25 protein-coding genes and 1 other annotated feature are annotated in these 25,643 nt (G+C 35.9%); of the genes, 6 read left to right on the forward strand and 19 right to left on the reverse strand.

The genetic code is table 11. The annotated features are described in order from the left end of the window. Positions 1–148: 148 nt before the first annotated feature. Both ILT06_RS27435 and ILT06_RS27440 read left to right on the forward strand, forming a co-directional pair. Entirely contained in the window at positions 149–373 is a 225-nt protein-coding gene (locus ILT06_RS27435; RefSeq protein ID WP_000366197.1) for a DUF1128 domain-containing protein, read from the forward strand. A gap of 192 nt (positions 374–565) precedes the next feature. Further along, complete coding sequence (locus ILT06_RS27440; RefSeq protein WP_064477240.1) at positions 566–3,232, forward strand: cation-translocating P-type ATPase; 2,667 nt, start codon at positions 566–568, stop codon at positions 3,230–3,232. An 83-nt stretch (positions 3,233–3,315) separates the two neighbouring features. On the opposite strand, the gene ILT06_RS27445 is transcribed toward ILT06_RS27440, so the two are convergent. From ILT06_RS27445 to ILT06_RS27475, 7 genes are all read right to left on the reverse strand, one after another. Further along, positions 3,316–4,398 (reverse strand): toxic anion resistance protein, encoded by a 1,083-nt coding sequence (locus tag ILT06_RS27445; protein ID WP_001064414.1) that lies wholly within the window; start codon positions 4,396–4,398, stop codon positions 3,316–3,318. An 18-nt stretch (positions 4,399–4,416) separates the two neighbouring features. After that, the gene (locus ILT06_RS27450) at positions 4,417–6,048 is read right to left on the reverse strand and encodes a YceG family protein (RefSeq protein WP_098110754.1); all 1,632 of its coding nucleotides are present in this window, start codon (positions 6,046–6,048) and stop codon (positions 4,417–4,419) included. A 110-nt stretch (positions 6,049–6,158) separates the two neighbouring features. Continuing rightward, complete coding sequence (locus tag ILT06_RS27455; RefSeq protein ID WP_064477238.1) at positions 6,159–6,950, reverse strand: TerC family protein; 792 nt, start codon at positions 6,948–6,950, stop codon at positions 6,159–6,161. A 73-nt stretch (positions 6,951–7,023) separates the two neighbouring features. After that, the gene (locus ILT06_RS27460; RefSeq protein WP_048559725.1) at positions 7,024–7,602 is read right to left on the reverse strand and encodes a TerD family protein; all 579 of its coding nucleotides are present in this window, start codon (positions 7,600–7,602) and stop codon (positions 7,024–7,026) included. 82 nt (positions 7,603–7,684) lie between these two features. Next, positions 7,685–8,269: a TerD family protein gene (locus tag ILT06_RS27465; RefSeq protein ID WP_000146727.1), complete on the reverse strand. Its 585-nt coding sequence runs from the start codon at positions 8,267–8,269 to the stop codon at positions 7,685–7,687. A gap of 23 nt (positions 8,270–8,292) precedes the next feature. Next, positions 8,293–8,889: a TerD family protein gene (locus ILT06_RS27470; protein WP_064477237.1), complete on the reverse strand. Its 597-nt coding sequence runs from the start codon at positions 8,887–8,889 to the stop codon at positions 8,293–8,295. 137 nt (positions 8,890–9,026) lie between these two features. Then, complete coding sequence (locus tag ILT06_RS27475) at positions 9,027–9,896, reverse strand: ROK family protein (protein ID WP_222655676.1); 870 nt, start codon at positions 9,894–9,896, stop codon at positions 9,027–9,029. 307 nt (positions 9,897–10,203) lie between these two features. Here ILT06_RS27475 and ILT06_RS27480 point away from each other — a divergent pair, with 307 nt between their 5' ends. Beyond that, positions 10,204–11,301, forward strand: a complete 1,098-nt coding sequence (locus tag ILT06_RS27480) for an LPXTG cell wall anchor domain-containing protein (RefSeq protein WP_222655677.1) — start codon at positions 10,204–10,206, stop codon at positions 11,299–11,301. Positions 11,302–11,415: 114 nt separating this feature from the next. Here the strand turns inward: ILT06_RS27480 and proS are convergent, their stop codons facing one another. Both proS and ILT06_RS27490 read right to left on the reverse strand, forming a co-directional pair. Continuing rightward, entirely contained in the window at positions 11,416–12,846 is a 1,431-nt protein-coding gene (gene proS, locus ILT06_RS27485; protein WP_064477234.1) for a proline--tRNA ligase, read from the reverse strand. A 46-nt stretch (positions 12,847–12,892) separates the two neighbouring features. After that, positions 12,893–13,099: a binding site (T-box leader), on the reverse strand. A gap of 93 nt (positions 13,100–13,192) precedes the next feature. Beyond that, a complete protein-coding gene (locus tag ILT06_RS27490) occupies positions 13,193–13,486 on the reverse strand; it encodes a YesK-like family protein (protein WP_064477233.1) in 294 nt (97 codons plus the stop codon). 154 nt (positions 13,487–13,640) lie between these two features. Between ILT06_RS27490 and ILT06_RS27495 the strand changes: the two genes are divergently transcribed. Further along, the gene (locus ILT06_RS27495; protein ID WP_098110757.1) at positions 13,641–14,954 is read left to right on the forward strand and encodes an alkaline phosphatase family protein; all 1,314 of its coding nucleotides are present in this window, start codon (positions 13,641–13,643) and stop codon (positions 14,952–14,954) included. Positions 14,955–15,062: 108 nt separating this feature from the next. Next, positions 15,063–16,346 carry an MFS transporter gene (locus tag ILT06_RS27500; RefSeq protein ID WP_000738835.1) on the forward strand — a complete coding sequence of 428 codons (1,284 nt, stop codon included), beginning with the start codon at positions 15,063–15,065 and terminating at the stop codon, positions 16,344–16,346. A 44-nt stretch (positions 16,347–16,390) separates the two neighbouring features. Here ILT06_RS27500 and ILT06_RS27505 read toward each other — a convergent pair whose 3' ends face one another. From ILT06_RS27505 to ILT06_RS27540, 8 genes are all read right to left on the reverse strand, one after another. Then, positions 16,391–16,663: a hypothetical protein gene (locus ILT06_RS27505; RefSeq protein WP_064477231.1), complete on the reverse strand. Its 273-nt coding sequence runs from the start codon at positions 16,661–16,663 to the stop codon at positions 16,391–16,393. A 12-nt stretch (positions 16,664–16,675) separates the two neighbouring features. After that, a complete protein-coding gene (locus ILT06_RS27510) occupies positions 16,676–16,927 on the reverse strand; it encodes a helix-turn-helix transcriptional regulator (protein WP_002070345.1) in 252 nt (83 codons plus the stop codon). A gap of 71 nt (positions 16,928–16,998) precedes the next feature. After that, positions 16,999–18,216 carry an MFS transporter gene (locus tag ILT06_RS27515; RefSeq protein ID WP_098102458.1) on the reverse strand — a complete coding sequence of 406 codons (1,218 nt, stop codon included), beginning with the start codon at positions 18,214–18,216 and terminating at the stop codon, positions 16,999–17,001. Between the two features lie 64 nt (positions 18,217–18,280). Next, entirely contained in the window at positions 18,281–18,862 is a 582-nt protein-coding gene (locus tag ILT06_RS27520; RefSeq protein ID WP_088046932.1) for a TetR/AcrR family transcriptional regulator, read from the reverse strand. 80 nt (positions 18,863–18,942) lie between these two features. Then, complete coding sequence (locus ILT06_RS27525; protein WP_000817976.1) at positions 18,943–19,086, reverse strand: hypothetical protein; 144 nt, start codon at positions 19,084–19,086, stop codon at positions 18,943–18,945. 127 nt (positions 19,087–19,213) lie between these two features. Continuing rightward, positions 19,214–19,465 (reverse strand): hypothetical protein, encoded by a 252-nt coding sequence (locus tag ILT06_RS27530; RefSeq protein WP_064477228.1) that lies wholly within the window; start codon positions 19,463–19,465, stop codon positions 19,214–19,216. Between the two features lie 13 nt (positions 19,466–19,478). Further along, positions 19,479–19,793, reverse strand: coding sequence for a thioredoxin family protein (locus tag ILT06_RS27535; RefSeq protein WP_064477227.1), 315 nt, complete (start codon positions 19,791–19,793; stop codon positions 19,479–19,481). Positions 19,794–19,803: 10 nt separating this feature from the next. After that, on the reverse strand, positions 19,804–20,175 hold the full coding sequence (locus ILT06_RS27540; protein ID WP_088046931.1) for a DnaJ family domain-containing protein: 372 nt from the start codon (positions 20,173–20,175) through the stop codon (positions 19,804–19,806). Positions 20,176–20,547: 372 nt separating this feature from the next. On the opposite strand from ILT06_RS27540, the gene ILT06_RS27545 reads away from it, so the two are divergent. After that, positions 20,548–22,572: a glycosyl hydrolase family 18 protein gene (locus ILT06_RS27545; RefSeq protein ID WP_088046930.1), complete on the forward strand. Its 2,025-nt coding sequence runs from the start codon at positions 20,548–20,550 to the stop codon at positions 22,570–22,572. 446 nt (positions 22,573–23,018) lie between these two features. Here ILT06_RS27545 and ILT06_RS27550 read toward each other — a convergent pair whose 3' ends face one another. Beyond that, a complete protein-coding gene (locus ILT06_RS27550; protein ID WP_088046929.1) occupies positions 23,019–24,563 on the reverse strand; it encodes an ABC-F family ATP-binding cassette domain-containing protein in 1,545 nt (514 codons plus the stop codon). A gap of 305 nt (positions 24,564–24,868) precedes the next feature. Continuing rightward, a complete protein-coding gene (locus ILT06_RS27555) occupies positions 24,869–25,642 on the reverse strand; it encodes a hypothetical protein (protein WP_088046928.1) in 774 nt (257 codons plus the stop codon). Position 25,643 lies beyond the last annotated feature (1 nt).

Below are 25,643 nucleotides of genomic sequence, written 5' to 3' on the forward strand. Positions count from 1 at the left end.
ATTTCTTAATATATACTTATAGTATAAACAACCAATTATTAATTATAAAGGAAATCCCTACTAATTTAATAGGATTGAAAAGATTCATTAACGAAAATGATAAAAAATGTTAAGATATCCTTATGTTATTTTAAAGGGGGACACTTCGGTGGATTTATCCGTAAAGTCAGAAGAAAACGTTGAATATATGGTCGAAGCTATTAAAGAAAAATTACGTATGGTTAATGCGGGAGCGATGAGAGCTGCTAGCTTTAATGAAGAAATGTACGAAGACTTACGTGACATTTATGAGCATGTTATGAAACGTGAAACATTCAGCATCAGTGAAATGCAAGCTATTACAGAAGAATTAGGTACATTAATTAAAAAGTAAAAAAAGCCTCGTTATATGAGGCTTCTTTTTATTTCCAACAAATTCATGACAACTCTTCTCTTCCCTTCAACTAACTGTAAAATATTGTACAATAGAAGTAGAACCTCACCTTAGATTTTTTCTCCATACATACTACTCACAAATAATAGCAACACTACCATTGCTAACTGTTTTTACTGGAGGTGCTTACTTATGAGCAATTGGTACAGTAAGACGAAAGATCAAACATTAATCGACCTAGAAACAAACGAACAACACGGTTTAACAGATGAAATTGTAAGTGAACGTTTAAAGCAATACGGCTCCAATGAATTAGCTACAAAACAAAAACGCACGTTATGGCAGCGTATTTTCGCCCAAATTAATGACGTCCTCGTATATGTCCTTATTATTGCTGCCCTTATTTCTGCCTTTGTAGGTGAATGGGCTGATGCAAGTATTATCGCGCTCGTTGTAGTTTTAAACGCTGTTATCGGTGTCGTCCAAGAATCAAAAGCAGAACAAGCTTTAGAGGCATTGAAAAAGATGGCGACACCTAAAGCTATCGTCAAGCGAAATGGTGAACTAAAAGAAATCCCATCTGAACAAGTCGTTCCAGGTGATATTGTCATGCTGGATGCAGGACGTTATATCCCATGTGATTTACGGCTTATCGAAACCGCAAATTTGAAAGTTGAAGAATCTGCTCTAACTGGTGAATCTGTCCCTGTTGATAAAGATGCAATCTACCATCCTTCTATGCAAAGTGATGAGCAAGTACCACTGGGTGATCAAAAAAACATGGCCTTTATGTCAACGCTAGTAACATACGGACGCGGAGTCGGTGTCGCTGTTGAAACTGGAATGAACTCACAAATTGGTAAGATCGCTACCCTCTTACATGAAGCAGACGATGATATGACACCACTTCAAAAGAGCTTAGCACAAGTCGGAAAGTATTTAGGCTTTGTCGCTGTATCTATTTGCGTCATTATGTTTATCATCGGTTTTTTACAGGGACGAGATACGTTAGAAATGTTTATGACTGCTATTAGTTTAGCCGTTGCAGCTATTCCAGAAGGCTTGCCAGCTATCGTTTCCATCGTTCTTGCAATTGGTGTGCAGCGAATGATTAAACAAAATGTTATCATTCGTAAACTACCAGCTGTTGAAGCTCTCGGTTCTGTCACAATTATTTGTTCAGATAAAACAGGTACGTTAACGCAAAATAAAATGACCGTTACTCACTTTTATAGTGATAACACATACGACCACTTAGAAAACTTAAATGTAAATAATGATGTACAACGTCTATTGTTAGAAAATATGGTGCTATGCAACGATGCTTCTTACGGTTCCGACTCACAAACAGGGGACCCTACAGAAATCGCCCTTCTTGTTGCCGGAAACACTTTTAATATGCAAAAAGATCATTTAGAAAAGATACATGAACGCGTTAACGAACTGCCTTTCGATTCGGATCGTAAAATGATGTCAACCGTTCATACATACGATGAAAGCTACTGTAGCATGACGAAAGGTGCCATTGATAAACTCTTACCTCGATGTACCCACATATTTAAAAACGGTAAGATCGAGGTTCTAACAGATGCTGATAAAAATCAAATATTAGAAACTGCCGGGTCAATGTCTCAAGAGGCTTTAAGAGTACTTTCATTCGCATTTAAACAATACAATTCAAACGATGTGGATATAGATCATCTTGAAGAAAACCTCATCTTTATTGGTCTTGTCGGTATGATCGATCCACCGCGAACTGAAGTAAAAGATTCCATTACAGAATGTAAAAAAGCAGGTATTCGCACAGTTATGATTACTGGTGATCATAAAGATACCGCCTTTGCAATTGCCAAAGAACTTGGTATTGCCAAAGAAATATCTGAAATTATGATTGGAACTGAATTAGATAACATTCCAGATACAGAACTAGCAAATAAAATTAATCACTTAAATGTATTCGCCAGAGTCTCTCCAGAGCATAAAGTAAAAATCGTAAAAGCATTACGTGCAAAAGGAAATATCGTTTCTATGACTGGTGATGGTGTCAATGATGCTCCATCTTTAAAGCAGGCTGATGTTGGCGTAGCGATGGGCATTACAGGAACAGACGTTGCAAAAGGAGCAGCGGATGTAGTGTTAACAGATGATAATTTCTCATCTATCGTGAAAGCTGTTGAGGAAGGTCGAAATATTTATCGTAACATAAAAAAATCAATTCTCTTCTTACTCTCTTGTAACTTTGGAGAAATTATCGCTTTATTTTTAGCGATTTTACTCGGCTGGGCAACACCACTACGCCCTATTCACATTTTGTGGGTCAATTTGATTACAGATACACTACCTGCATTATCACTTGGGGTTGATCCTGAAGATCCAGATGTGATGAAAGAAAAACCACGACATGCGAAAGAAAGCTTATTTAGTGGTAGCGTTCCTTTTCTTATTTTCAATGGGGCTGTCATTGGACTTTTAACGCTAACAGCCTTTATCATCGGGGCAAAATTCTATACCGGAGATACAAATTTATTTCCTCTTTTCCCAGAGAAAATTGATGAAGATGCTCTATTACACGCTCAAACAATGGCATTTGTCGTTCTTAGTTTTTCTCAGCTCGTTCATTCATTTAACTTGCGTTCAAGAACGAAATCCATTTTTTCAATTGGGATTTTTACAAATAAATATTTAGTCTTCTCCCTTCTTATCGGTGTTCTTATGCAAGTTTGTATTATCTCCATCCCACCTCTTGCAAATATATTCGGTGTACATGCATTAACGATGCGAGATTGGGGATTTGTTCTCTTATTAAGTATTATTCCACTTGTTGTGAATGAGATCATTAAATTAGTAAAGAGAAACTAAAAGGCAATGAGGATTATTCCTCATTGCCTTTTCACCTATTTCACTATTTGTGGGAGATGTCCCCCGCCGATTAAAGTTTCACTTTATCCTTGTAATTCTTTTTTTATGTTCTCTGTTAACGTAGCCATACGCTTGCGGCTTTCCTCACGCTCACGTTTATTTTGCTCTTCAATTTGTTGTGTTTCTTGCATACCTCTTGAAATAATGTTCCAAGTTTCCTCAAGTGTTTCCATCTTAATACTAGAAGAACCTGATAATCTCGCTACTTCCACACTTTGCGTTGCGATATTTTGTGCATTCTTCTTAAGTAATTCATTTGTGCGGCGATCAAGTTCAGCCATAGAATCTGCAACAAGCTTTTGACGTTTCGCATTTACCGCTTGAATAATACCATTTTTAAAGATAGGAATCGTTGTAATAAATGCTGTATTGATTTTACCAATTAATTTATTATTACCACGTTGAACCATACGAATTTGTGGTGCTGTAAGTAGCGCAACCATACGTGCTTTTTCTAAATCATCAATACGCTGCTCTAAAATTTCAACAGAGTTTTTCAGTGATTCTAATTCAATACCTGCTAATTGGTCATTGTTACGCACACGTTCTTCGTACATTGGAACCAACTCTGTATTTAAACGCTCTAATAACATTTCCCCTGCTACTACATACTTTTCTAAGTCTAAATAATATTTTAAATTTTGCTCATATAAACCATCTAACGTACCGATTGATTTTTTCATTTCATCTTGATACTTTGTAATTTCTACGTATACTTTATCCATTTCGCGACCCATTGTTTGGTACTTACTAAAGATTTGTTCAATCATTTTATCAGCTTTTTTGAACATACGTGAGAAGAAACCGCTTTTCTCTTCCGCAAAGTCTTTGCTATCGAATCTATCCATAATTTTACCAAGCTGTTTTAATAATTCTCCAGAGTCTTCTATTTTTGATAAAGACATTGTATGTAAAATTTGATCAGCGAAACGTGAAATTTCCATAGATGGTTCTTTTCCAAGTTCAATTAATTCTAATTGATCTTTAATATCTACCGAATTATAAATACGTTGCACATCTGCATCTTGTCTAAGTTGTAAGCGAACATCTTGTGCTGTTTGCTCATTTAATTCTGTTTTCGAATCTAGTACGACTGGGTTATTCATATGGTATTCTCCCTTTCCTTATAAAAATGGACGAAATAGTCCTTTTATTGTTTGTGATAAATTTTTATAGGCTGATGAACTATGAAACTCAAGATCGAAATTAACTTCTTCAAGCCAATGCGAATCAAATGCTGTTGCATCAATATACGGTTCAATATCATTTCGTCCCGTTGGATTGAAGTGGAATACATCTACTCCTATTTGATTTAAAAATAGTAATAAAACAGCATCCGAACGGCTTAATTCTCCGCTCTTCTCATTATTAAATATAACAATTTTAGGTACTTCTTGCGAGTAATCAAATTTCTCAAGTTGCTCTAAAATGTTCGGTGGTATTTGAGAAAGCTGTGCGAAAACATACAGTGCTACATCTTGTTTCGTCTCTTTCGCAATGGGTTTACACATTTCACTTTCGCACGTATGGATGATCGCCTCTGCAATACCATGTTGCAATCCTTCTGGCAAACGTTTATGTGGCCACCAATGACTGTTCATAATTAAATCAGGGTGTAATTTCCCCCCGCGGTCTAACGCATCTCGGTAATGATATTGGAAATTCGCTTTTTGTTCTTTCGTAAACGGGAATGTATTAATTAATAAACTGTTATCAAACGATGTAACAGCCTTTAATCGCTGAAAATATTCTTTATCATTTTTTGAGACACCTGATATTTTCGCAAATAAAGAAGGGATATAAATGTGTTTATTTTCAACAAAGAATGTTGGACGCACAAATGCCTTTTCTTTCGTAATTAAAAAGAGTTCATCATACGTTGTTTTGAGCGTACGAGCTACAGGCGTATAGGAACGAAATTGCCATGGCTTGTACAGCAGTGAGTTATCGTGGTGAAGTACTTGTTCAATTTCTTTTGAAGCCTGATACGCTACTGTCGCAACTCGCTCACGGCGGCGATCTGGAAATGGTTCAAGAGAAATCCGACTTGGATAAGACACAACAAAACTTCTTCCTTCCTCATCAACATTCTCAAATCCATCTTTTCCTTCTGGGTGATAATAAAGTACATCGCAACCGAGCATAATAAGAAAGTATAAGAAATATATACGGCTTTCCTGTGCATCACCGTACCAAATGATGCGTGGCATTTGTTTCTTATAATTAATCGTAGAGAACCACTTCGCTACGTAATTGTCACTTAACTTAATCATATCGATTAAGAAACGACGGAATCCTTCTGTTTTTAATGATTGGTTATGTTGTTTTTCATACAATTTCAATACAGAAATAAACGTCGTATGTATATAATGCTGTAAGTCAGGATTGTCTACTTGTGGTAATAGTTGTTTTCCAGACAGATGGGCGACAAGCCTATTTACTGTAAGGCCATTCGGTGCTTCTTGATGTAATGTAAAAACCTCTTGGATATGGCGCAGTTTTTCGGGATCAATCACCTTATTTAAATTTTGTTCATGCAAAACCACAATCCCTTTTACTTCACTATAATCAAATAGCTCATTGAAATATTCATCTACATCATTAGGAACACCAAGAATACGAGTTGCTATATAACTAAACTTCATCTCATTCTCTGTCAGTTCATATTGTGGGCGTTTTTCTAAAAGCGCTTCAAATTGCTTTAAATCTGATTCGTCTTTTAATGCACATGGTTGAAGTGTAAAACGTGAAAACACAACAGTTCACCTCCAAAAACATTTACTTTTTTTATAAAGTCTCTCTTCTATTATAAACTATTTTTAGTTATAAAAAATGGGCGCTCGCATAACGAGCAAACCCATTTCAATTATTTATGATTATTTTTAGTAGCTGCAACTTCTTCTTTAGCTTGTCCAGAATTCTTCATGTAGTGAAGTATAAACGTTGCTCCAAATGCTACAACTAAAATAATAAAGAATAGCGTATGGCTTACTTCAATATGAATAACAGACAATAACATTTTTGCTGCAATAATTAAGATTAAAATATATGCTGTCGTTTCAAGTTCTGGAATACGCTCTAACAATTTTAAGAATACGCCAGCGATACCGCGCATCATTAAAATACCAAGCATTCCGCCTAATAATAGAATCCAAACTTGATTTGATACACCAAATGCAGCAAGTACGCTATCTACAGAGAACGCGATATCCATTAATTCCACCATCGCAACTGTTCCCCAAAAGACACCAAACATTCTGAAGAGAATACTGTTTTGGTTCATACCATGAGCTTCCTCTTCTTCTGCGTTACCTTTTCTTTTATCAATGAAGTATTTAACCGAAAGCCAAGCTAAGTAAAGTGCACCTAACACTTTTACCCACGCTAATTTAATTAAGAACATTCCAATTCCAATCGCAATAAAACGGAATACATAAGCTCCAATAAGTCCATAGAATAATGCTTTTTTACGCTTTTCTTCCGGAAGGTGCTTTACCATTACCGCTAATACAAGTGCGTTATCAGCAGATAACAACCCTTCAAGTACAACAAGTGTACCTATTAATCCCCAAGATACTGGATCTTGCAACACTCTAATCCACATGTCCAAGTCGAAAAACTGAGCATACGTATCAAGGATTCCTTGCAAAATACTCATCTTACCTTTATCCCCTATTCTTTGCTAGATTTATAGAAAGGTCAAAAAAAGGAAACGAATATCGTTTCCCTTCTTATGCATCCAAGCCATACGCTCTTACAAGCGCACCTAATCCACCTTGGAAACCGCTTCCTACTGCATTAAACTTCCACTGTCCATTATGACGGTATAATTCACAAAAGACAACTGCTGTTTCGATGGAGAAATCTTCCCCTAAATCAAAACGAAGAACTTCTTCATTCGTTTCTTCATTTGCTAAACGAACGAATGCGTTTCCAACTTGTCCAAAGTTTTGATTACGGCCTTCTCCATCATAAATTGTAACTGTAATAGCAATTCTGTGCACATCTGCCGGAACTTTCTTCAAGTCTACAACAAGTTGTTCATCATCGCCTTCACCTTCACCTGTGCGGTTATCTCCTGTATGTAGAACAGATTCACAAGGAGACTGTAAATTATTATAGAAAATAAAATCAGTTTCCTTCGTACATTTTCCATTCGCATCTAATAGGAATGCTGATGCATCTAAATCGAAATCTGATCCACCGTCATAAGATTTAATATCCCATCCAAGACCAATTACTGCTTTTGTTAAGCCAGGGCTTGTCTTACCTAAATCAATCTTCTGTCCTTTTTGCAATTGAATAACCATTTACATTCACCTCTATATTTTATATCTTAAAAAATATACCCATCAGTAAACATATGTTTCACCGATGGATATATAAAATCTATTACTCTACATCTAAACCGAAATTATTACATAGAGACGCTAATCCGCCCTGGAACCCACTTCCGATTGCATTGAACTTCCAGTCACCTGCATGACGGTATAATTCCCCTACTACAACAGCTGTTTCAATAGAGAAATCTTCTCCTAAATCGTAACGAATTAACTCTGCATTCTTTTCCTCATCTAAAATACGTACGAAAGAGTTAGAAACTTGTCCGAAGTTTTGGCTACGACCTTCTCCATCGTAAATTGTGATTGAGAAACAAATACGCTCGATATGTGCAGGTACATTTTTTAAATCTACTTTAATCGATTCGTCATCGCCTTCACCTTCGCCAGTTCGGTTATCTCCTAAATGCTCGACAGCACCATTCGCACCTTTTGGATTATTATAGAAGACGAAATCCTCTGCACCTGAAACTTTACCGTTAGCACCTACTAAGAAAATACTAACATCTAAATCGAAATCGTTTTGTCCGTCATAACGATTCGTATCCCAACCAAGTCCTACAAGAACTTTTGAAAGACCTGGATTTGTTTTTGTTAAGTCTACCTTTTGTCCTTTTTTCAATGAAATTGATGCCATATTCAATTCCTCCTCGGTTTATTTTATTGATAACGTGATACAATCTCACTTAAGTTTTTATCTTGTGTGCCTTCTCCAACAGCTGAAAACTTCCATTCACTTCCGTGGCGATACATTTCACCTGCAATTAGAGTCGTTTTGCCAGCATAATTATCCGATAAATTATAGCGTGCTAATTCTTCACCAGTTTGCGGGTTTTGAATACGAATATATGCATTACGAATCATCCCGAAATCTTGACGACGATTTACACAGTCATAAATATTTACAACGAATACTAAACGATTAATACGGCTCGGAACTTTATGTAATTCTACGAAAATTGTTTCGTCGTCACCAGCGCCTTCACCTGTTAAATTATCTCCTGAATGAATAATACTACCACAAGTAGAAAGTTTGTTTCCGAAGTAAACTAAATCGTTTTTGTTTAAAAAGCGATCCCCTTCTAACATAACAACAGATGCATCACAATCTACACTTGGTTTACTTCCAAATAATGAAGACAGAAACCCACCTGATTGTCCAATTGGATCCCAGCCTAAGCCAACCTGTAGTTTTGCTACTTTTGGTTGTCCTTTCGTTAAATCGATCTTTTGACCTTTTTCTAAAATAATAGGCATGAAGTTTCTTCCTTTCTACAAAGCATTTTCCAAATCGGAAAATATTGTATTCTTCCCTTATATTGTAGCATTATTTACCTAGTGATAAAAAGTATAAATTCTCAGTTATATGAAAACATTCATATAACTTATTTATGCTAATGTAAGAAGTGGTAAATAGCACCAACCATTCCTGCACAATTTCCGTTTTGTGCAAGTTCAATCTCACAATTATTATAAATCTCTTTATTTAAATATTTTTCTACTTCTCTTTTTACTTCTTTTAAGAACTGATTTCCCCTACCAGTAATTCCTCCACCTATAACAATCATTTCTGGATTAAAAATATAAGCAAGGTTACTAATTCCAATCGCTAAATGTTTAAAGAAAACCTCAACTGCTTGCGTAACTTCTCTATCTCCTTTATCATACAGTTCGAAAATCGTTTTTCCATTCCAATCACTTTCACCTTTATATTTTCGTACAAGACGAATTAACCCTGAAATGGAAGCGACCTCTTCAAACTGCTTTCCTTCTATTAACATATTTCCCCATTCACCAGCACTAAAAGAATGTCCTCTGTATAACTCTCCATCTATAAATATCGCTCCTCCAATACCAGTTCCAAGAGTAAGCATAATAAAATTTCTTTTTCCGTTTCCAATACCTTTCCACTTCTCACCCAAAGCTGCACAATTCACATCATTTTCAACGGATACAGGAACTTGTAATCCCCCTTGCAATCTATCAATAATAGGAATAGTCGCGTAGGTTGGAATATGCTCCGCCCCTCCCGTTACAACCCCTTTATGAATATTAACAATTCCCGCAGTACTAATGCCAATTCCCGAAATCGTATGTTCATTCATTAATTTTCGGGATAGAAGAATAAGTTTTTGAATGATTTGTTCCCCACCCAAATGAATTTCTGTTGGAACTGTTTTATGCTTTAGTACTGTCCCTGTTTCTGAAACAATTCCATATTTAATTTGTGTACCACCAATATCAAATGCAATATATTCTTTCATCTGCTGTCACTTCCTCTACTGTAATGAGTGTAAAATTCTCACTGCTCCACTATTTATAAAGTGAAACTTTAATCAGTGGGGTTTTGTTCATCCCCCACCTAAATTCTTTGCTTTCGCTGAATTTTCAGGTGGGGATCTTACTACCCGTCAAATAGCGGGATAAAGAGTTTACATTAACTCTTTTCTCTCTTCAAAAACACACCACCTTTTTCTATATATAGTTTTTTTTGCATAAAACTCTTTTCCCTAAGAAATATTACAAAGGGATGTATTTTAGATGGAATATTAATTTCTTAGGAGGAAAACAATGACGAAAATCTTCATTTTAGCATCAACACTCTCTTTATCTTTTTTTAGCGGTTTAAATATCGGTAATGCAGCAACGGAAAACTTCTCTCCAGCAGCAAACGCAATTGTACAAAATAACGATCATTTAGCAGAAGGCAACTCAAAAGATAATAATAAGCCACCAGGAAACAGTGGTTCTCAGGACGATAGTGGTTCTGGTGGCAATGGTTCCGGTGGTAACGGTTCTGATGGCAGTGGTTCTGGTGGTAATGGTTCCGGTGGTAATGGTTCTGGTGGCAACGGTTCTGATGGCAGTGGTTCTGATGGCAGTGGTTCTGGTGGCAATGGCTCCGGCGGTAACGATTCTGGTGGTAACGGTTCTGGTGGCAACGGTTCTGATGGCAATGGTTCCGGTGGTAACGGTTCTGATGGCAATGGTTCCGGTGGTAACGGTTCTGGTGGCAATGGTTCCGGTGGCAATGGTTCCGGTGGCAATGGTTCTGGTGGCAATGGTTCCGGTGGTAACGGTTCTGGCGGCAATGGTTCTGGTGGTAACGGTTCTGGCGGCAATGGTTCTGGCGGTAACGGTTCTGATGGCAACGGTTCTGGCGGCAGTGGTTCTGGTGGCAATGGCTCCGGCGGTAGCGGTTCTGATGGCAACGGTTCTGGCGGCAGTGGCTCTGGTGGCAGTGGCTCTGGTGGCAACGGTTCTGGCGGCAGTGGCTCTGGTGGCAGTGATTCTGGTGGCAATGGCTCCGGCGGCAACGGTTCCGGTGGCAGTGGTTCTGGTGGCAATGGCTCCGGCGGCAACGGTTCCGGTGGTAACGGTTCTGGTGGCAGCGGTTCTGGTGATAACGGTTCTCAAGGTGGTAAACGTGTTAAAGGCGATAGCAGTTCTCAAGGTGGGAATGGCTCACAAGGCGGCAACCGCATTAAAAGCGATAGCAGTTCTCAAGGTGGCAACGGATCCCAAGGTGGGAATGTAAAAGATAATGTGAAAAAAGAAGGCGATAAGTTACCTAATACGGCAACGCATTATCCTGCATCTATTTTAATGGGACTTTCAACATTCCTAATCGGTATGTTACTATTTATTCGCCGTAAAAACGCAAAATAAAAACACATCCTTCCATCTAAAACATACATGAAACAAATTGCAAAACTAAAAAGGACTTTGGATTGCATTTTATTATGCAGCCCAAAGTCCTTTTTATCATCTATCAAAAAAGCATTAATACGCTTTTCCCCAATACACCATTTGTTTAGCTTCTTTACCACAATAAATACATTGGTCAGCTAAATGCTCTTGCTCAAAAGGCATACAGCGAGAAGATACTCCAACTTCTTCTTTTAGCTTCTCTTCACAAGCTAATTCTCCGCACCACATTGCCTTAATAAATCCTTGCTTTTCATCAGCTACTTTTTTCATCTCTTCGAAATTCGTCGCACTATACGTATTCTCATCGCGGAATACTTTTGCCTTATTAAATAAAGAATTATGAATTTCCTCAAGTAGTGCTGGAATACGTTTTTCCAATTGATCCATTGATATAAATTCTTTTTCTTTCGTATCTCTTCTAACAAGTACAACTTGATTCTTTTCAATATCTTTAGGACCAACTTCTAATCGAATTGGAATGCCCTTCATTTCATACTCATTAAATTTCCAGCCTGGTGTTTTATTACTAGCATCTATTTTTACTCGTGCAACCTTTTGAATATGTTCTTGTAACTCTGTTGCTTTCGCTAAAACTCCTTCTTTATGCTGAGCAATCGGCACAATAACAACTTGTACTGGTGCGACTTTAGGAGGCATTACAAGACCATTATTATCGCTATGAACCATAATAAGTCCACCTATCATTCTTGTTGATACACCCCAAGATGTTTGGTGTACATATTGCCACTTACCGTTGCGATCTAAAAATTTAATATCAAATGCTTCAGAGAAATTCGTTCCAAAGTTATGGGATGTTCCTGTTTGAAGTGCTTTCCCATCATGCATTAAACTTTCGATCGTATAAGTTGCCTTTGCTCCTGCAAACTTTTCTTTTTCTGTTTTTTGCCCTTTAATTACTGGTATCGCTAAGTAATCTTCACAGAAAGAAGCATATAGATTTAAAATATGTAACGTTTCAGCTTGCGATTCTTCTGCTGTTTCATGAATTGTATGACCCTCTTGCCATAAGAATTCCGTTGTACGAAGGAATGGTCTCGTTGTTTTCTCCCAACGAACTACTGAACACCACTGATTATATAACTTTGGCAAATCATTATAGGATTGCACAATTTTTGAAAAATGCTCACAAAATAAAGTTTCAGATGTAGGGCGTACACAAAGTCTCTCCGCTAACTTTTCATCCCCACCATGTGTCACCCATGCTACTTCAGGAGCAAATCCTTCTACATGATCCTTCTCTTTTTGCAATAAACTTTCTGGAATAAACATTGGCATATACACATTTTCATGACCAGTTGCTTTTAACTTCTCATCCATAACTTTCTGCATATTTTCCCATAAGGCATAACCGTACGGGCGTAGAATCATACATCCTTTTACACTTGAATAATCAACAAGTTCTGCTTTTTTTACAATATCTGTGTACCACTGTGCAAAGTCCTCTTCCATCTTCGTAATCGCTTGTACTTGTTCTTTTGCCATAGTCAGTCTTCCTCCTTTTGAAAATACAAAAAAGCCCGTGTCCCTAAATAGGGACCGAGCTTTGCCGGCGTTACCACCCTGATTCATGCGCAAAAATTGCGCATGCTCTCTTTTTGATAACGGGAAATTCCCGCTGCATATGCAGAACGCAAAGGTAGGTTCCATATCGCCTTTTTAAGAATCTTTCAGCCTGACGGATTCTCTCTCTGCTAAAAAGATTGAACATGTACTAGTCCTTTTTCATCGTTATAACGAAATAAATTTGTTGATTATCATAATATAAATTCTTTTTTAAAACAATAGCTAATTTTCTCATCTTTATATATTCTTTTCATTTTCTGCAGTTTTATACGTAGCTTTTTCGCGAGATTTTTACAAGTTGATGTGCAATCATACCGATAAGTGTACCAAGTAGAACGAAGAAACCAATAAATCCATATCCCATTCCTTCCCATCCACCAATCACCATCATTGTAACGGGAAAAGATGCTAAACACAGAAGTATTAAACTAAGTGCAAATATAATATCGAACTGTTTGTTTGGAAACCGTTTCTTTAGTAAATACGAAATAGCAAATACAAGGATAATCGTAATTCCGCCAATGATGTAAAAGATACTAAATCCATCTAGCCACTCCATAGTATTCCCTCCTTCCATTCATTCCCTTATACTTAATTATATGTTTAATTTTTCTGAAAATAAATAATAAATTTTTACCTAGAAATATATTTTTATTACTAGGTATTAATAGTAATATATAAGAATAAGTTTTATATAATCAGGAGGGAACTTTATGGATAAAGCATTAACAAATCACGTCATTATTTTATCTTTCGATTGCTTATCAGCTTTAGATTTTCCTATATTACAAAAACTTCCTAATTTCCAAACATTAATAAATAAGGGCGCGATTGCGAGAAAAGTGGAACCTATTTATCCTTCTGTAACATATCCAAGTCACTCAACAATCGTTACTGGAAACTACCCTAATAAACATGGTGTAGTTAGCAATACGTTACTTCAACCTGGACGCGAGTCACCAGATTGGCATTGGTACCGAAAATCCATTAAAGGAACAACGTTATACGATGAAGCACGTAAAGCAAATTTAACGACAGCTGCCCTTCTATGGCCTGTTACCGGCAGAGCAAATATTGATTACAATTTACCAGAAATCTTTCCAAATAGACCGTGGCAAAATCAAATCTTAGTTTCATTATTTAGCGGTAGCCCGCTATATCAATTAGATTTAAATCAGCGCTTCGGCCATATACGAAATGGGCTGTCACAACCTGAACTCGATGATTTCGTACTTGCTTCTGCTGTGCATACAATCCAGACGAAGAAGCCTAATGTCATGTTTGTACATTTCACCGATTTAGACACTCAAAGACACTATCACGGCTTTGAATCTAACGAAACAATAGCTGCTATCTATAGACATGATGAACGGCTAGGAAAAATTATTCAAGCTTTAAAAGACAGTGACCTATACGAAGAAAGTACAATTATCGCTCTCGGTGATCATAGCGCCTTAAGTGAAAACAAAGCCATTCAATTAAATGTACTATTTCATCAAAAAGGGCTTATATCTATAAATTCAAAAGGAAAATTAGTAGACTGGAAGGTCTATTGCCAAAGTTGCGACGGCTCTGCCTATGTATATGTGAAGGACAAAAATGATACGGATACAATTCAAAAAGTACAACTACTACTTGAAGAGTTACTTCAAAATAAACAAAACGGTATTGAATTTATGCTTCATGATGAAGCTGCAAAAGACTGCGGTGCAGATGGTAATTGTTTATTTATGTTGGAAGCACAAGAAGGATATTATTTCACTGAAAACTATACAGGCGATTTTATAAAAGAAATTACTGAAAAAGATGTTACGCCTAGTAAAAAATATACATTTGGTACGCATGGATACTCTCCAACAAAACCTAACTATGAAACAATTTTTATCGCTGCTGGGAAAGGGATAAAAAGCGGCGTTACCATTCCGTATATGAGACTTATTGATGAAGGTCCAACTATCGCTAGACTACTCGGTTTACACTTAGGTGAAACAGACGGATCAATTGTAGAGGATTTACTTCAATTGTAAAGAACTGTGTATATATGTAAAAGTTATGTAAAAATCATCACTGTTTCTCTTTTTATAATTTTTATTTTTGTACACTGTTAGTAGAACAAATTTAAGGGGGAACATTATATGAAAAAAATGTCCAGACAAGAAAAAAGCTGGATATTATACGATTGGGCGAATTCGGTATATTCGCTCGTCATTACCACTGCATTATTTCCAATTTACTTTAAAGCAGCTGCAAAAGAAGCCGGACTATCTGGTGCAACTTCAACGGCATATTGGGGATATGCGAACTCTTTCGCTACACTTTTAATTTCTATACTTGCTCCTATTCTCGGCACAGTTGCTGATTATAAAGGATTTAAAAAACGATTTTTCACATTCTTCTTTGGACTCGGTATCGTATTTACAAGTATGCTAGCAGTCGTCCCAACATCTCAGTGGTACTTATTACTAGGCTGCTATATGCTCGCATTAGTCGGTTTTGCGGGAGCAAACATTTTTTATGATGCATTTTTAGTAGATGTTACCTCTAAAGATAGAATGGACCGAATTTCTACAAGGGGCTTTGCATTAGGTTATATTGGGAGCACAATTCCTTTTATCGGTTGTATCGCTCTTATTATTCTTGCTCAAAAAGGAACTATCCCTTTATCAGTCGGCATTGCTAGTCAAATTTCGTTCGCAATAACAGCTCTTTGGTGGGGATTATTTACAATTCCAATGTTAAAAAATGTAGAGCAAACACATTACATTGAACGTCATCCAAGACCAATTGCAATGAGCTTCAAACGCCTTGCTGATACTTTTAAAAATATTAAAGAATATAAAACTGTATTTATGTTCCTAATCGCTTACTTCTTCTACATTGACGGGGTCGATACAATTATTACTATGTCTACCGCTTACGGAACAGATCTCGGTATTAGTGCAACGAATCTATTAATCATCTTATTTGTCACACAAATTGTAGCTTGTCCATTCGCCTTATTATACGGAAAGTTATCAGAAACATTTACAGGTAAAAAAATGCTATACGTCGGCATTATTATTTATATCATTATCTGCATATATGCTTATTTCTTAAAAACGACACTCGATTTCTGGATTTTAGCAATGTTAGTTGCCACTTCTCAAGGTGGTATTCAAGCACTTAGTCGTTCCTATTTTGCAAAACTGGTACCAAAAGAATCTGCAAATGAATTCTTCGGATTTTATAATATCTTTGGTAAATTCGCGGCAATTATGGGGCCAGTATTAGTCGGTGTTACAACGCAATTAACAGGAAAAACCAACGCTGGTGTCCTTAGTATTATTGTACTGTTCGTTATCGGTGGATTCTTACTAACTAGGGTTCCCGAAAATGATACATCCGTTACACCACCTAGTCCAAAAACTAAAACGCTATAAAGAAAAGATCCTCTTCTCATGAGAAGAGGATCTTTTCTTTAGTTTTAGCGATAACGTCTTACAATTAAAAATTCTACAGCCGGCTTTACAACTATCGCAGCGCATAACGCAAACAAAAGAGGTATGTTATGAAAATCAACCCATTTATTAAAACCTACCGATGCCAAACTTTTAAACATATAATGTAATGCGATGCTACAAATAAATAGTGCATACCAGTTTACTTGAAGTTCAGTTAACCAATAATAAAGTGCAAACACTAACGTACTTATAGCTACTAATGCCGTAACTACAAGACTTATTTTCTCTTTCCCCAACAACTACTCCCCCTACAGCTTGTACAAAAATAGTTTATCAACAGTTGTTCCTAATACTTCAGCTAAACGGAATGCTAACGCTAAGCTTGGATCATATTTATTATTCTCAATTGCATTTATCGTCTGTCTAGAAACTTTACACTTATCAGCCAATGCACCTTGTGAAATATTGTTTTCAGTGCGTAATTCATAGATTTGATTTTTCACACCATTTCTCCTAACCTGTAAAATCGTTTTTACATCATCAGTATATAGTTGGGGCATATCATTGTCAAAAGATTGCCGCAAGAAAAGGGAGCAATTCTGCTCCCTTACAATAGCTATTTCGAAACTAATCAATTCGTCATTTCCTCTCGATTCACAATATCTTCTTTCTTTATTTGCATACGTAAAACCGGACCTATTGCTAACAAAATAAGTGACATTGCTATACAAAATACAGTAACTAGTGAGGTCATCTCCTTCAATCCTCCAGCTAGTGAAGTTCCGATTAACATTGCCCCCATAAACAGTGGTAAAATTGTTCCATTTACTCTTCCAATCATATTTTCTGGTACAAGTTGAATCATAAGCGTACCGACGACTATATTAACACAAGCTAAACAAATACCTGTTCCAAACCTCATGAAACTAGTAATCCAAAATGATGTAGATAGCCCTTCTACTAAAAATGACATTGCTAATATGCTCATACCGAATACAAACATCTTTTTCGGGTTCACTTTTGAAGCGAAAACTGCAGCAACAATACCACCGATTAACATACCGATTCCATCAGCTGCGGCTAAATATTGAACTGCTTCCTTTTCCATTCCAAGGCGCTCTATTACAAGAAATACCTCTAATGGATTCGTTAGTCCAACAGCTAAGCCCATAACGGTGAAAGTAATCGTAATCATACGTAAATTTTTCGTATGAAGAACGTATTTCCATCCTTCTTTTATATCATTTTTTAATGAACCTCTCGCCACTTGCTCTTGTTCCACCCATTTTGGTAAAAATGAAAGGGCTATAGCAGATAACAAAAATAAAATGATTAAGCTATATAGTGACGTAAATAAACCAAGTTGTGTATATACAAGCGATCCTACCACTGGTCCAAAAATCATAAATAATGACTGTAATGTTTGATTAAATGCAATCGCATTTGCTACCTGTTCTTCTTTTACATAGCGTTTAAATATACGCGAAGATGATGGCTGAGAAAACTGACCTACAATCGCGGAAATGAGTGTTGCAAAAAATATAGCCTGCCAATAATCCAGCTTTAACAACAAGACAATTCCTACAATAGACAGTACACTTAATACATCTCCAGCAACCATCGTTCTTTTCGGATTCCAGCGATCAGCTAGCGCCCCACCGATAAACGAGAAAATAAAAATAGGTGCATATTCCATAACCGATAACAAAGAAACTGAAACTGGATCATTATTCGTTCGCTCCATTATGAAATATAAAAGAGCCATATTTCTAATCCAAATTGCAAATTGTTGTAAAATATCAGATGCCATAACGAGCATAAATGCTCGGTTTTTAAATAAAGCGTTCATTTTCATTCCTCTTTCATAAACCGACCGTTCGGTCTATTTTTTTGTAAGAAAAGCAACTGACCTATTATTCAGCTGCCATTCCTTTTAACAATACATCTATTGCCTTTTTATAAATACGTTTCAGCTCTTTATAATCTAACTCGTAGTAAAGTACTCCAAGCCCCGATAATAATCCATTCACAATATACATAAGATCACGCGTATCATCTTCTCGAAACTCTCCAGACTGTATACCTGCTTCAACTAATTCCTCAACCGTAACATATGATTCTCTAGTTAAAGCTAACAGTTCATCCAGAATTTCTTTACTTACAACTTGGCTCATAGAGAATTCCTCTATTGCATTTGAAATGGGTTGCTGTATGTCCTCTACATAATATTCCGCGAGACCATATAGTTTTTCAGTACTCGTACTATACAACTTCTCTTTTTCATTCCATTTTTCAAGCCAATCATACGTATGCTGTTTTACTACAAATAAAAATAATTCTTCTTTACTTTTAAAGTGATAATAAATGCTTCCTTTACTTCGCTCTGTAATTTCACAAATCTCTTCCATAGATGTAGCTGCATAACCCTTCTGTGAAAACAGACTTTCTGCTTTATAAGCAATTTCTTTCTTTATCTCTTCTGTACTTCTTCTCATATTTACACCTCTTTAAACCGACCGTTCAGTCTAATAATAACAAATAAAAAACCTCTATCGCAAGAGGCTATATTCCTTATTTAAGAAAACGTACTTTCAAACCACGTTCGAATCATATGTATTATTCCAATTTTAAATCCTAATTTAACAAGAAATACGCCTCCCGCAGCTAATAAAAATAACATTACTTTCCCCTTATTTTTCACTTTCGGTTCCCTTTTCATTTCTATTCCCCTTATTACATTAAAAATATTAATCAAACGTTTGTTTAACTGTTTTTATGCATATGTAAGCCAACTAATCAAACGTTTGTTTAAAAAGAAATACGCCCCCCTATAGGGCGTATTCTCATCAATCACCGCCGCCTCCACCACCGCAGCTACCTCCACTATCTCCACCAAAAGAACCTCCGCAATCATGTGAACCTCCATCGTGCGAGCCATCATTATCCGATCCAGCAAAGAAAAATAATGGTGATGAGCTGTTGGATGAATTATGAATGTTATTTTGTTTTGTAAGATTTACCTTCTTTTTGTTTGATCGAACTGCTGTTACGATCGTTCCAACTACAACAAATAATAATATGACAATAATAAATTCCATATAAAAGCCTCCCTTAATCTTTGAATAATTGAATGGTTCTTTCTAGATTTTCAAGTGAAATGAAGCGCGATTCACGAAGAATTTCTTTTCCATTATAAAATAATAAAACTGTTGGTCCTGTAAATACTGCATATCGCCCTGCGATCTCTTGCATGTCTTGTAGTAATATTTCTACTTTCTCTACGTAATCATAATTCTCTAATACGCAATTTACTTTTCTTAACATAACATCACAAACACCACAATTTTCCGTTTTAATAAACAGCAGTACTAATTGTTGTCCTTCAATATATGTCGCTAATTCTTCTATCGTTTCAAATGTATTCATCTTATCCCTCTTAGCGTAATTTACGAAATACTTTACCCTGATACATACGAAAAGCTGAACTATCTTTAATCTTTCTCTTTTCCATTACCTGCTGAAAACGCAGCGTTTTTGCTGTTAACTCTTCTTGTAATTCTTTTCTCTCTACTTCATCATAACAGCATGCAATTAAGTTTTCTATTTTTAATATATCTTTTTGTAGTTCCATTTCTGGTGGAATCATACCCGCATTTTTTAAGATTTTATAACTCATTCTAAGTTCTGGAGGTACCATTGAAAGGTCTTCTAATTGTAGTGGTTTTCCTTTTCCCGGAATATGATCAAGGTCTCCATTCCGTATTGCTTGTCGAATTTTTTCTTCAGCAATGTTCAAAAAGACATCCACACCATTCGCTCCTTTACATATTTTTACTATTATTTTACATGATATTTTCTCATCTTGCTACGCTATTACAAATTGACTGTATACAATTTTTTCTCAAATTTAATTACAAGGAGCCTTTTCCTCCCTAATCAATATTTTATTTTCATGTGTAGTCTGTGTTAGAGCCATTTCATATTGAGAAAATCTTTCCGAATCAAATAAAGCGTTTACACTAAATCTTACATTTGCTACGATTTAATCACCCCCAGCTCCCTTGTATAGACTTCGTGATGTCTGATCATTTTTATCTAGACGTTTCATACGTCTAGATTCACTTTGGTTTACTGGCGTACGCCTTTAAATATATCTTTTATTTTGAAAGGAGAAATGACTATGAGCTCCAAAAAATTCACATTGCTATTACTATCTCTACTACTCTTCTTACCTCTTTTTCTCACAAACTTTATTACTCCAAATGTTGCATTAGCAAATTCACCAAAGCAAGGTCAAAAAATTGTTGGGTATTTTCCTTCATGGGGTATTTACGGACGCAATTATCAAGTTGCAGACATTGATGCATCCAAGCTAACTCATTTAAACTATGCTTTCGCTGATATTTGCTGGAATGGAAAACATGGAAACCCTTCTACTCACCCTGATAATCCGAATAAACAAACGTGGAACTGTAAAGAGTCTGGTGTACCACTGCAAAATAAAGAGGTCCCTAATGGTACTCTCGTACTCGGTGAACCATGGGCTGATGTCACAAAATCTTATCCGGGATCAGGTACAACTTGGGAAGATTGTGATAAATACGCCCGCTGTGGAAATTTCGGAGAACTGAAACGATTAAAAGCTAAGTTTCCTCACTTAAAAACAATTATTTCCGTTGGTGGCTGGACTTGGTCTAACCGTTTTTCTGATATGGCCGCTGATGAAAAAACAAGAAAAGTATTCGCTGAATCTACAGTAGCTTTTCTTCGCGAATATGGATTTGACGGCGTTGATTTAGACTGGGAATATCCGGGTGTAGAAACGATTCCTGGTGGTAGTTATCGTCCTGAAGATAAGCAAAACTTCACCCTACTCCTTCAAGATGTTCGAAATGCATTAACGAAAGCTGGTGCAGAAGATGGTAAACAATACTTACTAACAATCGCATCAGGTGCAAGCCAACGTTATGCTGATCATACAGAGCTAAAGAAAATCTCTCAAATACTGGATTGGATTAATATTATGACATATGATTTCCACGGTGGATGGGAAGCTACTTCTAACCATAATGCAGCTCTATACAAAGATCCAAATGACCCAGCAGCAGATACGAAATTTTACGTAGATGGTGCAATAGACATTTATACAAATGAAGGGGTTCCAGCGGATAAACTCGTATTAGGTGTACCTTTTTACGGACGTGGATGGAAAAATTGCGGAAAAGAAAATAACGGGCAATACCAACCTTGTAAACCAGGTAGTGATGGAAAGCTCGCTTCTAAAGGTACTTGGGATGATTACTCTACCGGTGACACAGGTGTGTACGATTACGGTGATTTAGCAGCTAATTATGTTAATAAAAATGGTTTTGTTCGCCACTGGAACGATGTAGCGAAAGTACCTTATTTATATAATGCGACTACAGGCACGTTTATTAGCTATGATGACAACGAATCTATGAAATATAAAACAGACTATATAAAGACAAAGGGTTTAAGTGGCGCAATGTTTTGGGAACTAAGCGGGGATTGCCGTACAAGTCCAAAATATAGTTGTAGTGGGCCAAAATTACTTGATACGCTAGTAAAAGAATTACTTGGTGGACCTATTACTCAAAAAGATACTGAACCACCAACAAACGTAAAAAATATTGCTGTTACAAATAAAAATTCAAACTCCGTTCAATTAAACTGGACTACATCTACTGATAACGTAGGAGTTACGGAATATGAAATTACTGCCGGAGAAGAGAAATGGAGTACAACAACAAATAGCATTACAATTAAAAATTTAAAATCTAATACAGAATACACATTTTCAGTAATAGCAAAGGATGCTGCTGGGAATAAATCACAGCCTACTTCTATTATTGTAAAAACAGACGATACTAACACAACACCTCCTGGTGGAAATGGGAATGCTACCTTTTCAGTCACTTCAAATTGGGGAAGTGGTTACAACTTCTCGATTGTAATTAAAAATAGTGGAACGACCTCTATTAAAAACTGGAAATTAGAATTTGATTATAACGGCAATTTAACACAAGTTTGGGATTCTAAAATTAGTAGTAAAACAAATAATCATTACGTAATTACGAATGCAGGATGGAATGGTGAAATTCCTCCTGGTGGATCGATTACAATCGGAGGGGCAGGAACAGGCAATCCTGCCGAACTTTTAAATGCATCTATTAGCGAAAACTAAACGTAACCTCCATTAATTATTTCACTAAAGTTTGAATTTAGGTTTGAGTGCTCTATCCTAAATTCAAACTTTTAATTTTATGAAAAATCACAAATTGATATTATAATAACCTATTATAATTATATTTAGTTTCTAATATGAAGTTCATGTGAAGTTCATCTGAATTTTACATGAATTTCCTTTAAGTTCTATTGTCTTCCTATACTAATCACATTATTCTTTACATATAGGAATTATTTTCATTCCATTTCAAACTATCTATATATATAAAGAAAGATAGTCGCCTGTTAGGGAAAGGCATCTAAATATAAACATAACATAAGAAAAAGCACGCTTATAAGCGCACCATAAGAGTGCTTCTTCATACAATTCTCATGTAAGAGTTCTCGAAAATCATGTTAATCACAAAGAAAAGGCATTAGCTTATACAAGCTAATGCCTTTTCTTTATTCATATCGTTCAGCGTCCCATTCTTCTATATTCCATACTTTTGTTATCCATGCTTCATAGAAAGAAGGCTCATGTGAGACAAGTAAAACTGTTCCTTTATATTGTTGTAACGCTTCCTGCAAAGACTTCTTTGTTTCTATATCCAAATGATTAGTCGGTTCATCTAAAATTAAAACATTGCTTTTCGTTACGATAAGTTCACATAAACGTACTTTCGTTTGTTCCCCGCCGCTTAATAAACGAATAGGTTTTAATACATGTTCTTCTTTCAATCCACACTTTGCTAATACTTGGCGTACTTCTTTCTTTGTCATATCTGGTCGTTCTGCCCAAACTTTTTCTAATGGTGTTGTTTCTGAAGCAAACTCCTCCTGCGCAAAATAAGCAGGATTTACTCGTTCTCCAACAGAAATTGAACCGCTTAGCGGCTTTATTTGACCTAATAACGTTTTTAACATTGTCGTTTTTCCAATCCCATTATGACCAACAATCGCTATCTTTTCTCCTTTTTTTACTTGCAAATTCAATTCTGGACATAACGGAGAACTATATCCTATCCTTAGTTTTTCAGCCTGTAATATGCGACTAACTGGCTCCTCATAAACATTGAAATCAAAACGGGATCGAGGTACATGATTAACCTTTTCAATCCTTTGCATTTTCTCCAATACTTTCTCTCGACTTTTAGCCTGTTTCGCTTTTCTAATTTTATTTTTTTGAATAAATGTTTCTAACTGAGAGATTTCTTTTTGTTGTTTCGCATGCGCCGATTGTAATTGTTTCCTTTGCAATTGATAACTTTGCACAAATTTTTCATAATTTCCTACGTACCGCTTCACTTTCCGTTCTTCTAGATGATAAATAACATTCGTAATACTGTTCAAAAATGCTTCGTCATGTGAAATGATTACATAAGCTTTTTCATACAGTCTCAAATACGATTGCAACCATTCTATATGGGCTGTATCTAAATAGTTTGTTGGCTCATCTAGCAATAAAACATCAGCTTTTTCTAAAAGGAGCTTCCCAAGTAATAACTTTGTTCGCTGTCCTCCACTTAACTTTGAAACATCCTTTTTAAGCCCCATTTCAAATAAACCTAAACCGATTGCTACTTCCTCAATTTCTGTATGAATTTGATAGAAATTAGAACTTTCCAATATAGTTTGTAATTCTCCATACTTTACTAACAACTTTTCTATTTCTCCTGCTCCATTCATTTCTTCAGCAATTTTTAACATTTCACATTCAACCGCATACAAATTAGAAAATGCACTTTGTAAGTATCCCTCAATTGTTATTCCTTCTTGTAAATCCATATGCTGCTGTAAAAAACCTATCTTCACATGTGGAAACCATTCAATGTTTCCGTCATCATGTATAAGTTCTCCTGTTAAAATCCTTAACAATGTTGATTTTCCAATTCCATTTTTCCCAACTAACCCAACATGCTCGCCCTTTAATAGTCGAAAACACGCATTATATAAAATGGTTTTCTCACCATACGAATGACTTACATTTTCTACTGTTAATATACTCATTTTTTTCTCTCCTCTACTTATAGTTCATAAGCTAAATAGAGAGAGCAACAGTATAAAGCCTTATTTAATTGTATATATAAAAAATGGGTAAGGTGAATACACCTTACCCATTACATATTATAGTAAAAAAGGATTAAGGTTCTTTACCTGCTGTCTTCAATTTAGCTTAATCGTTAAAAATGGGCAGACTTCTCCCGCATCAAGCTAAAACCATTTGAAGAACAGTTGATAAAGTCATTTTATCCTTTCACTCCTTTAACATTTGTTATATTAAGAGTATAAACTACTCTGTTATATTTTATTCTCTATTTTTTCTTTTGTTCCTTCTCCGCTTTTTCATTTTCTGCGTAAATTTCTTTATACATCTTTTCTAATGCATATGGACTTGTAAAGATGAGCGTTAACGATTTCCAAATATAAATTCTTCTTTGTAGTTCTACCCCATACTCTTTACTAACCATATTTTTCACTTCTGGAATATGTTCTTCGTTTTGAAATTGTTGTACAGATTTCAATTCCTTCGTCTTAAAATCCGTTAAAAGGCCTATTACAGTTCGTCCATGTTCCTGCGACCTTTCTTCTAAATCAAACTGAATGGAATGAACAAAACCTAAAACATGAAAGATTTGAGCATGCAACCCGACAGCAGCACGCTGTTCCATTAAGTTGTAGCACTCTCGTTTTAACCCTTCTACCATTTCTAAAGAATTTCTATTAACTTTTCTTTTGCCAACAAACATAATTTTTACAATATGAGCGACTGCTCCCATACTTTTTAATACACTCTCTAAAACTTCTACCGCATCTTCCACATAACCATTTGAAATTATAGAATGAATAAATTCATCTAATACCACTTGAAACTTTTTAATTAAATGTAAATCGCGTAATTCTGGAACATCTTCTCTCAATTGATTCCGGCCTTGAACCCACTTTAAAACTTCTGACATCTCTTCTTCTTTTAATTCATGATGTTCCATACCATACTTCATTAATAAAATATGATTTTTTAATAAGGACTTTCCTTCTTCAAGATTGTCCGGCGTTAATGAATCAACTATTTTCTCTATAGATTTCATC

It is taken from the genome of Bacillus sp. 17RED48 (assembly GCF_019837545.1).
Lineage (GTDB): Bacteria > Bacillota > Bacilli > Bacillales > Bacillaceae_G > Bacillus_A > Bacillus_A wiedmannii.

Coding starts and splice junctions, on each gene's coding strand:
- proS (WP_064477234.1), bottom strand. CDS start 12,846: ATGGCAAAAGAACAAGTACAAGCGATTACGAAGATGGAAGAGGACTTT.
- ILT06_RS27475 (WP_222655676.1), bottom strand. CDS start 9,896: ATGAAAGAATATATTGCATTTGATATTGGTGGTACACAAATTAAATAT.
- ILT06_RS27510 (WP_002070345.1), bottom strand. CDS start 16,927: ATGCCCCAACTATATACTGATGATGTAAAAACGATTTTACAGGTTAGG.
- ILT06_RS27455 (WP_064477238.1), bottom strand. CDS start 6,950: ATGAGTATTTTGCAAGGAATCCTTGATACGTATGCTCAGTTTTTCGAC.
- ILT06_RS27480 (WP_222655677.1), top strand. CDS start 10,204: ATGACGAAAATCTTCATTTTAGCATCAACACTCTCTTTATCTTTTTTT.
- ILT06_RS27530 (WP_064477228.1), bottom strand. CDS start 19,465: ATGGAATTTATTATTGTCATATTATTATTTGTTGTAGTTGGAACGATC.
- ILT06_RS27490 (WP_064477233.1), bottom strand. CDS start 13,486: ATGGAGTGGCTAGATGGATTTAGTATCTTTTACATCATTGGCGGAATT.
- ILT06_RS27525 (WP_000817976.1), bottom strand. CDS start 19,086: ATGAAAAGGGAACCGAAAGTGAAAAATAAGGGGAAAGTAATGTTATTT.
- ILT06_RS27545 (WP_088046930.1), top strand. CDS start 20,548: ATGAGCTCCAAAAAATTCACATTGCTATTACTATCTCTACTACTCTTC.
- ILT06_RS27445 (WP_001064414.1), bottom strand. CDS start 4,398: ATGAATAACCCAGTCGTACTAGATTCGAAAACAGAATTAAATGAGCAA.
- ILT06_RS27520 (WP_088046932.1), bottom strand. CDS start 18,862: ATGAGAAGAAGTACAGAAGAGATAAAGAAAGAAATTGCTTATAAAGCA.
- ILT06_RS27440 (WP_064477240.1), top strand. CDS start 566: ATGAGCAATTGGTACAGTAAGACGAAAGATCAAACATTAATCGACCTA.
- ILT06_RS27465 (WP_000146727.1), bottom strand. CDS start 8,269: ATGGCATCAATTTCATTGAAAAAAGGACAAAAGGTAGACTTAACAAAA.
- ILT06_RS27470 (WP_064477237.1), bottom strand. CDS start 8,889: ATGCCTATTATTTTAGAAAAAGGTCAAAAGATCGATTTAACGAAAGGA.
- ILT06_RS27535 (WP_064477227.1), bottom strand. CDS start 19,793: ATGAATACATTTGAAACGATAGAAGAATTAGCGACATATATTGAAGGA.
- ILT06_RS27515 (WP_098102458.1), bottom strand. CDS start 18,216: ATGAACGCTTTATTTAAAAACCGAGCATTTATGCTCGTTATGGCATCT.
- ILT06_RS27550 (WP_088046929.1), bottom strand. CDS start 24,563: ATGAGTATATTAACAGTAGAAAATGTAAGTCATTCGTATGGTGAGAAA.
- ILT06_RS27495 (WP_098110757.1), top strand. CDS start 13,641: ATGGATAAAGCATTAACAAATCACGTCATTATTTTATCTTTCGATTGC.
- ILT06_RS27460 (WP_048559725.1), bottom strand. CDS start 7,602: ATGGTTATTCAATTGCAAAAAGGACAGAAGATTGATTTAGGTAAGACA.
- ILT06_RS27555 (WP_088046928.1), bottom strand. CDS start 25,642: ATGAAATCTATAGAGAAAATAGTTGATTCATTAACGCCGGACAATCTT.
- ILT06_RS27500 (WP_000738835.1), top strand. CDS start 15,063: ATGAAAAAAATGTCCAGACAAGAAAAAAGCTGGATATTATACGATTGG.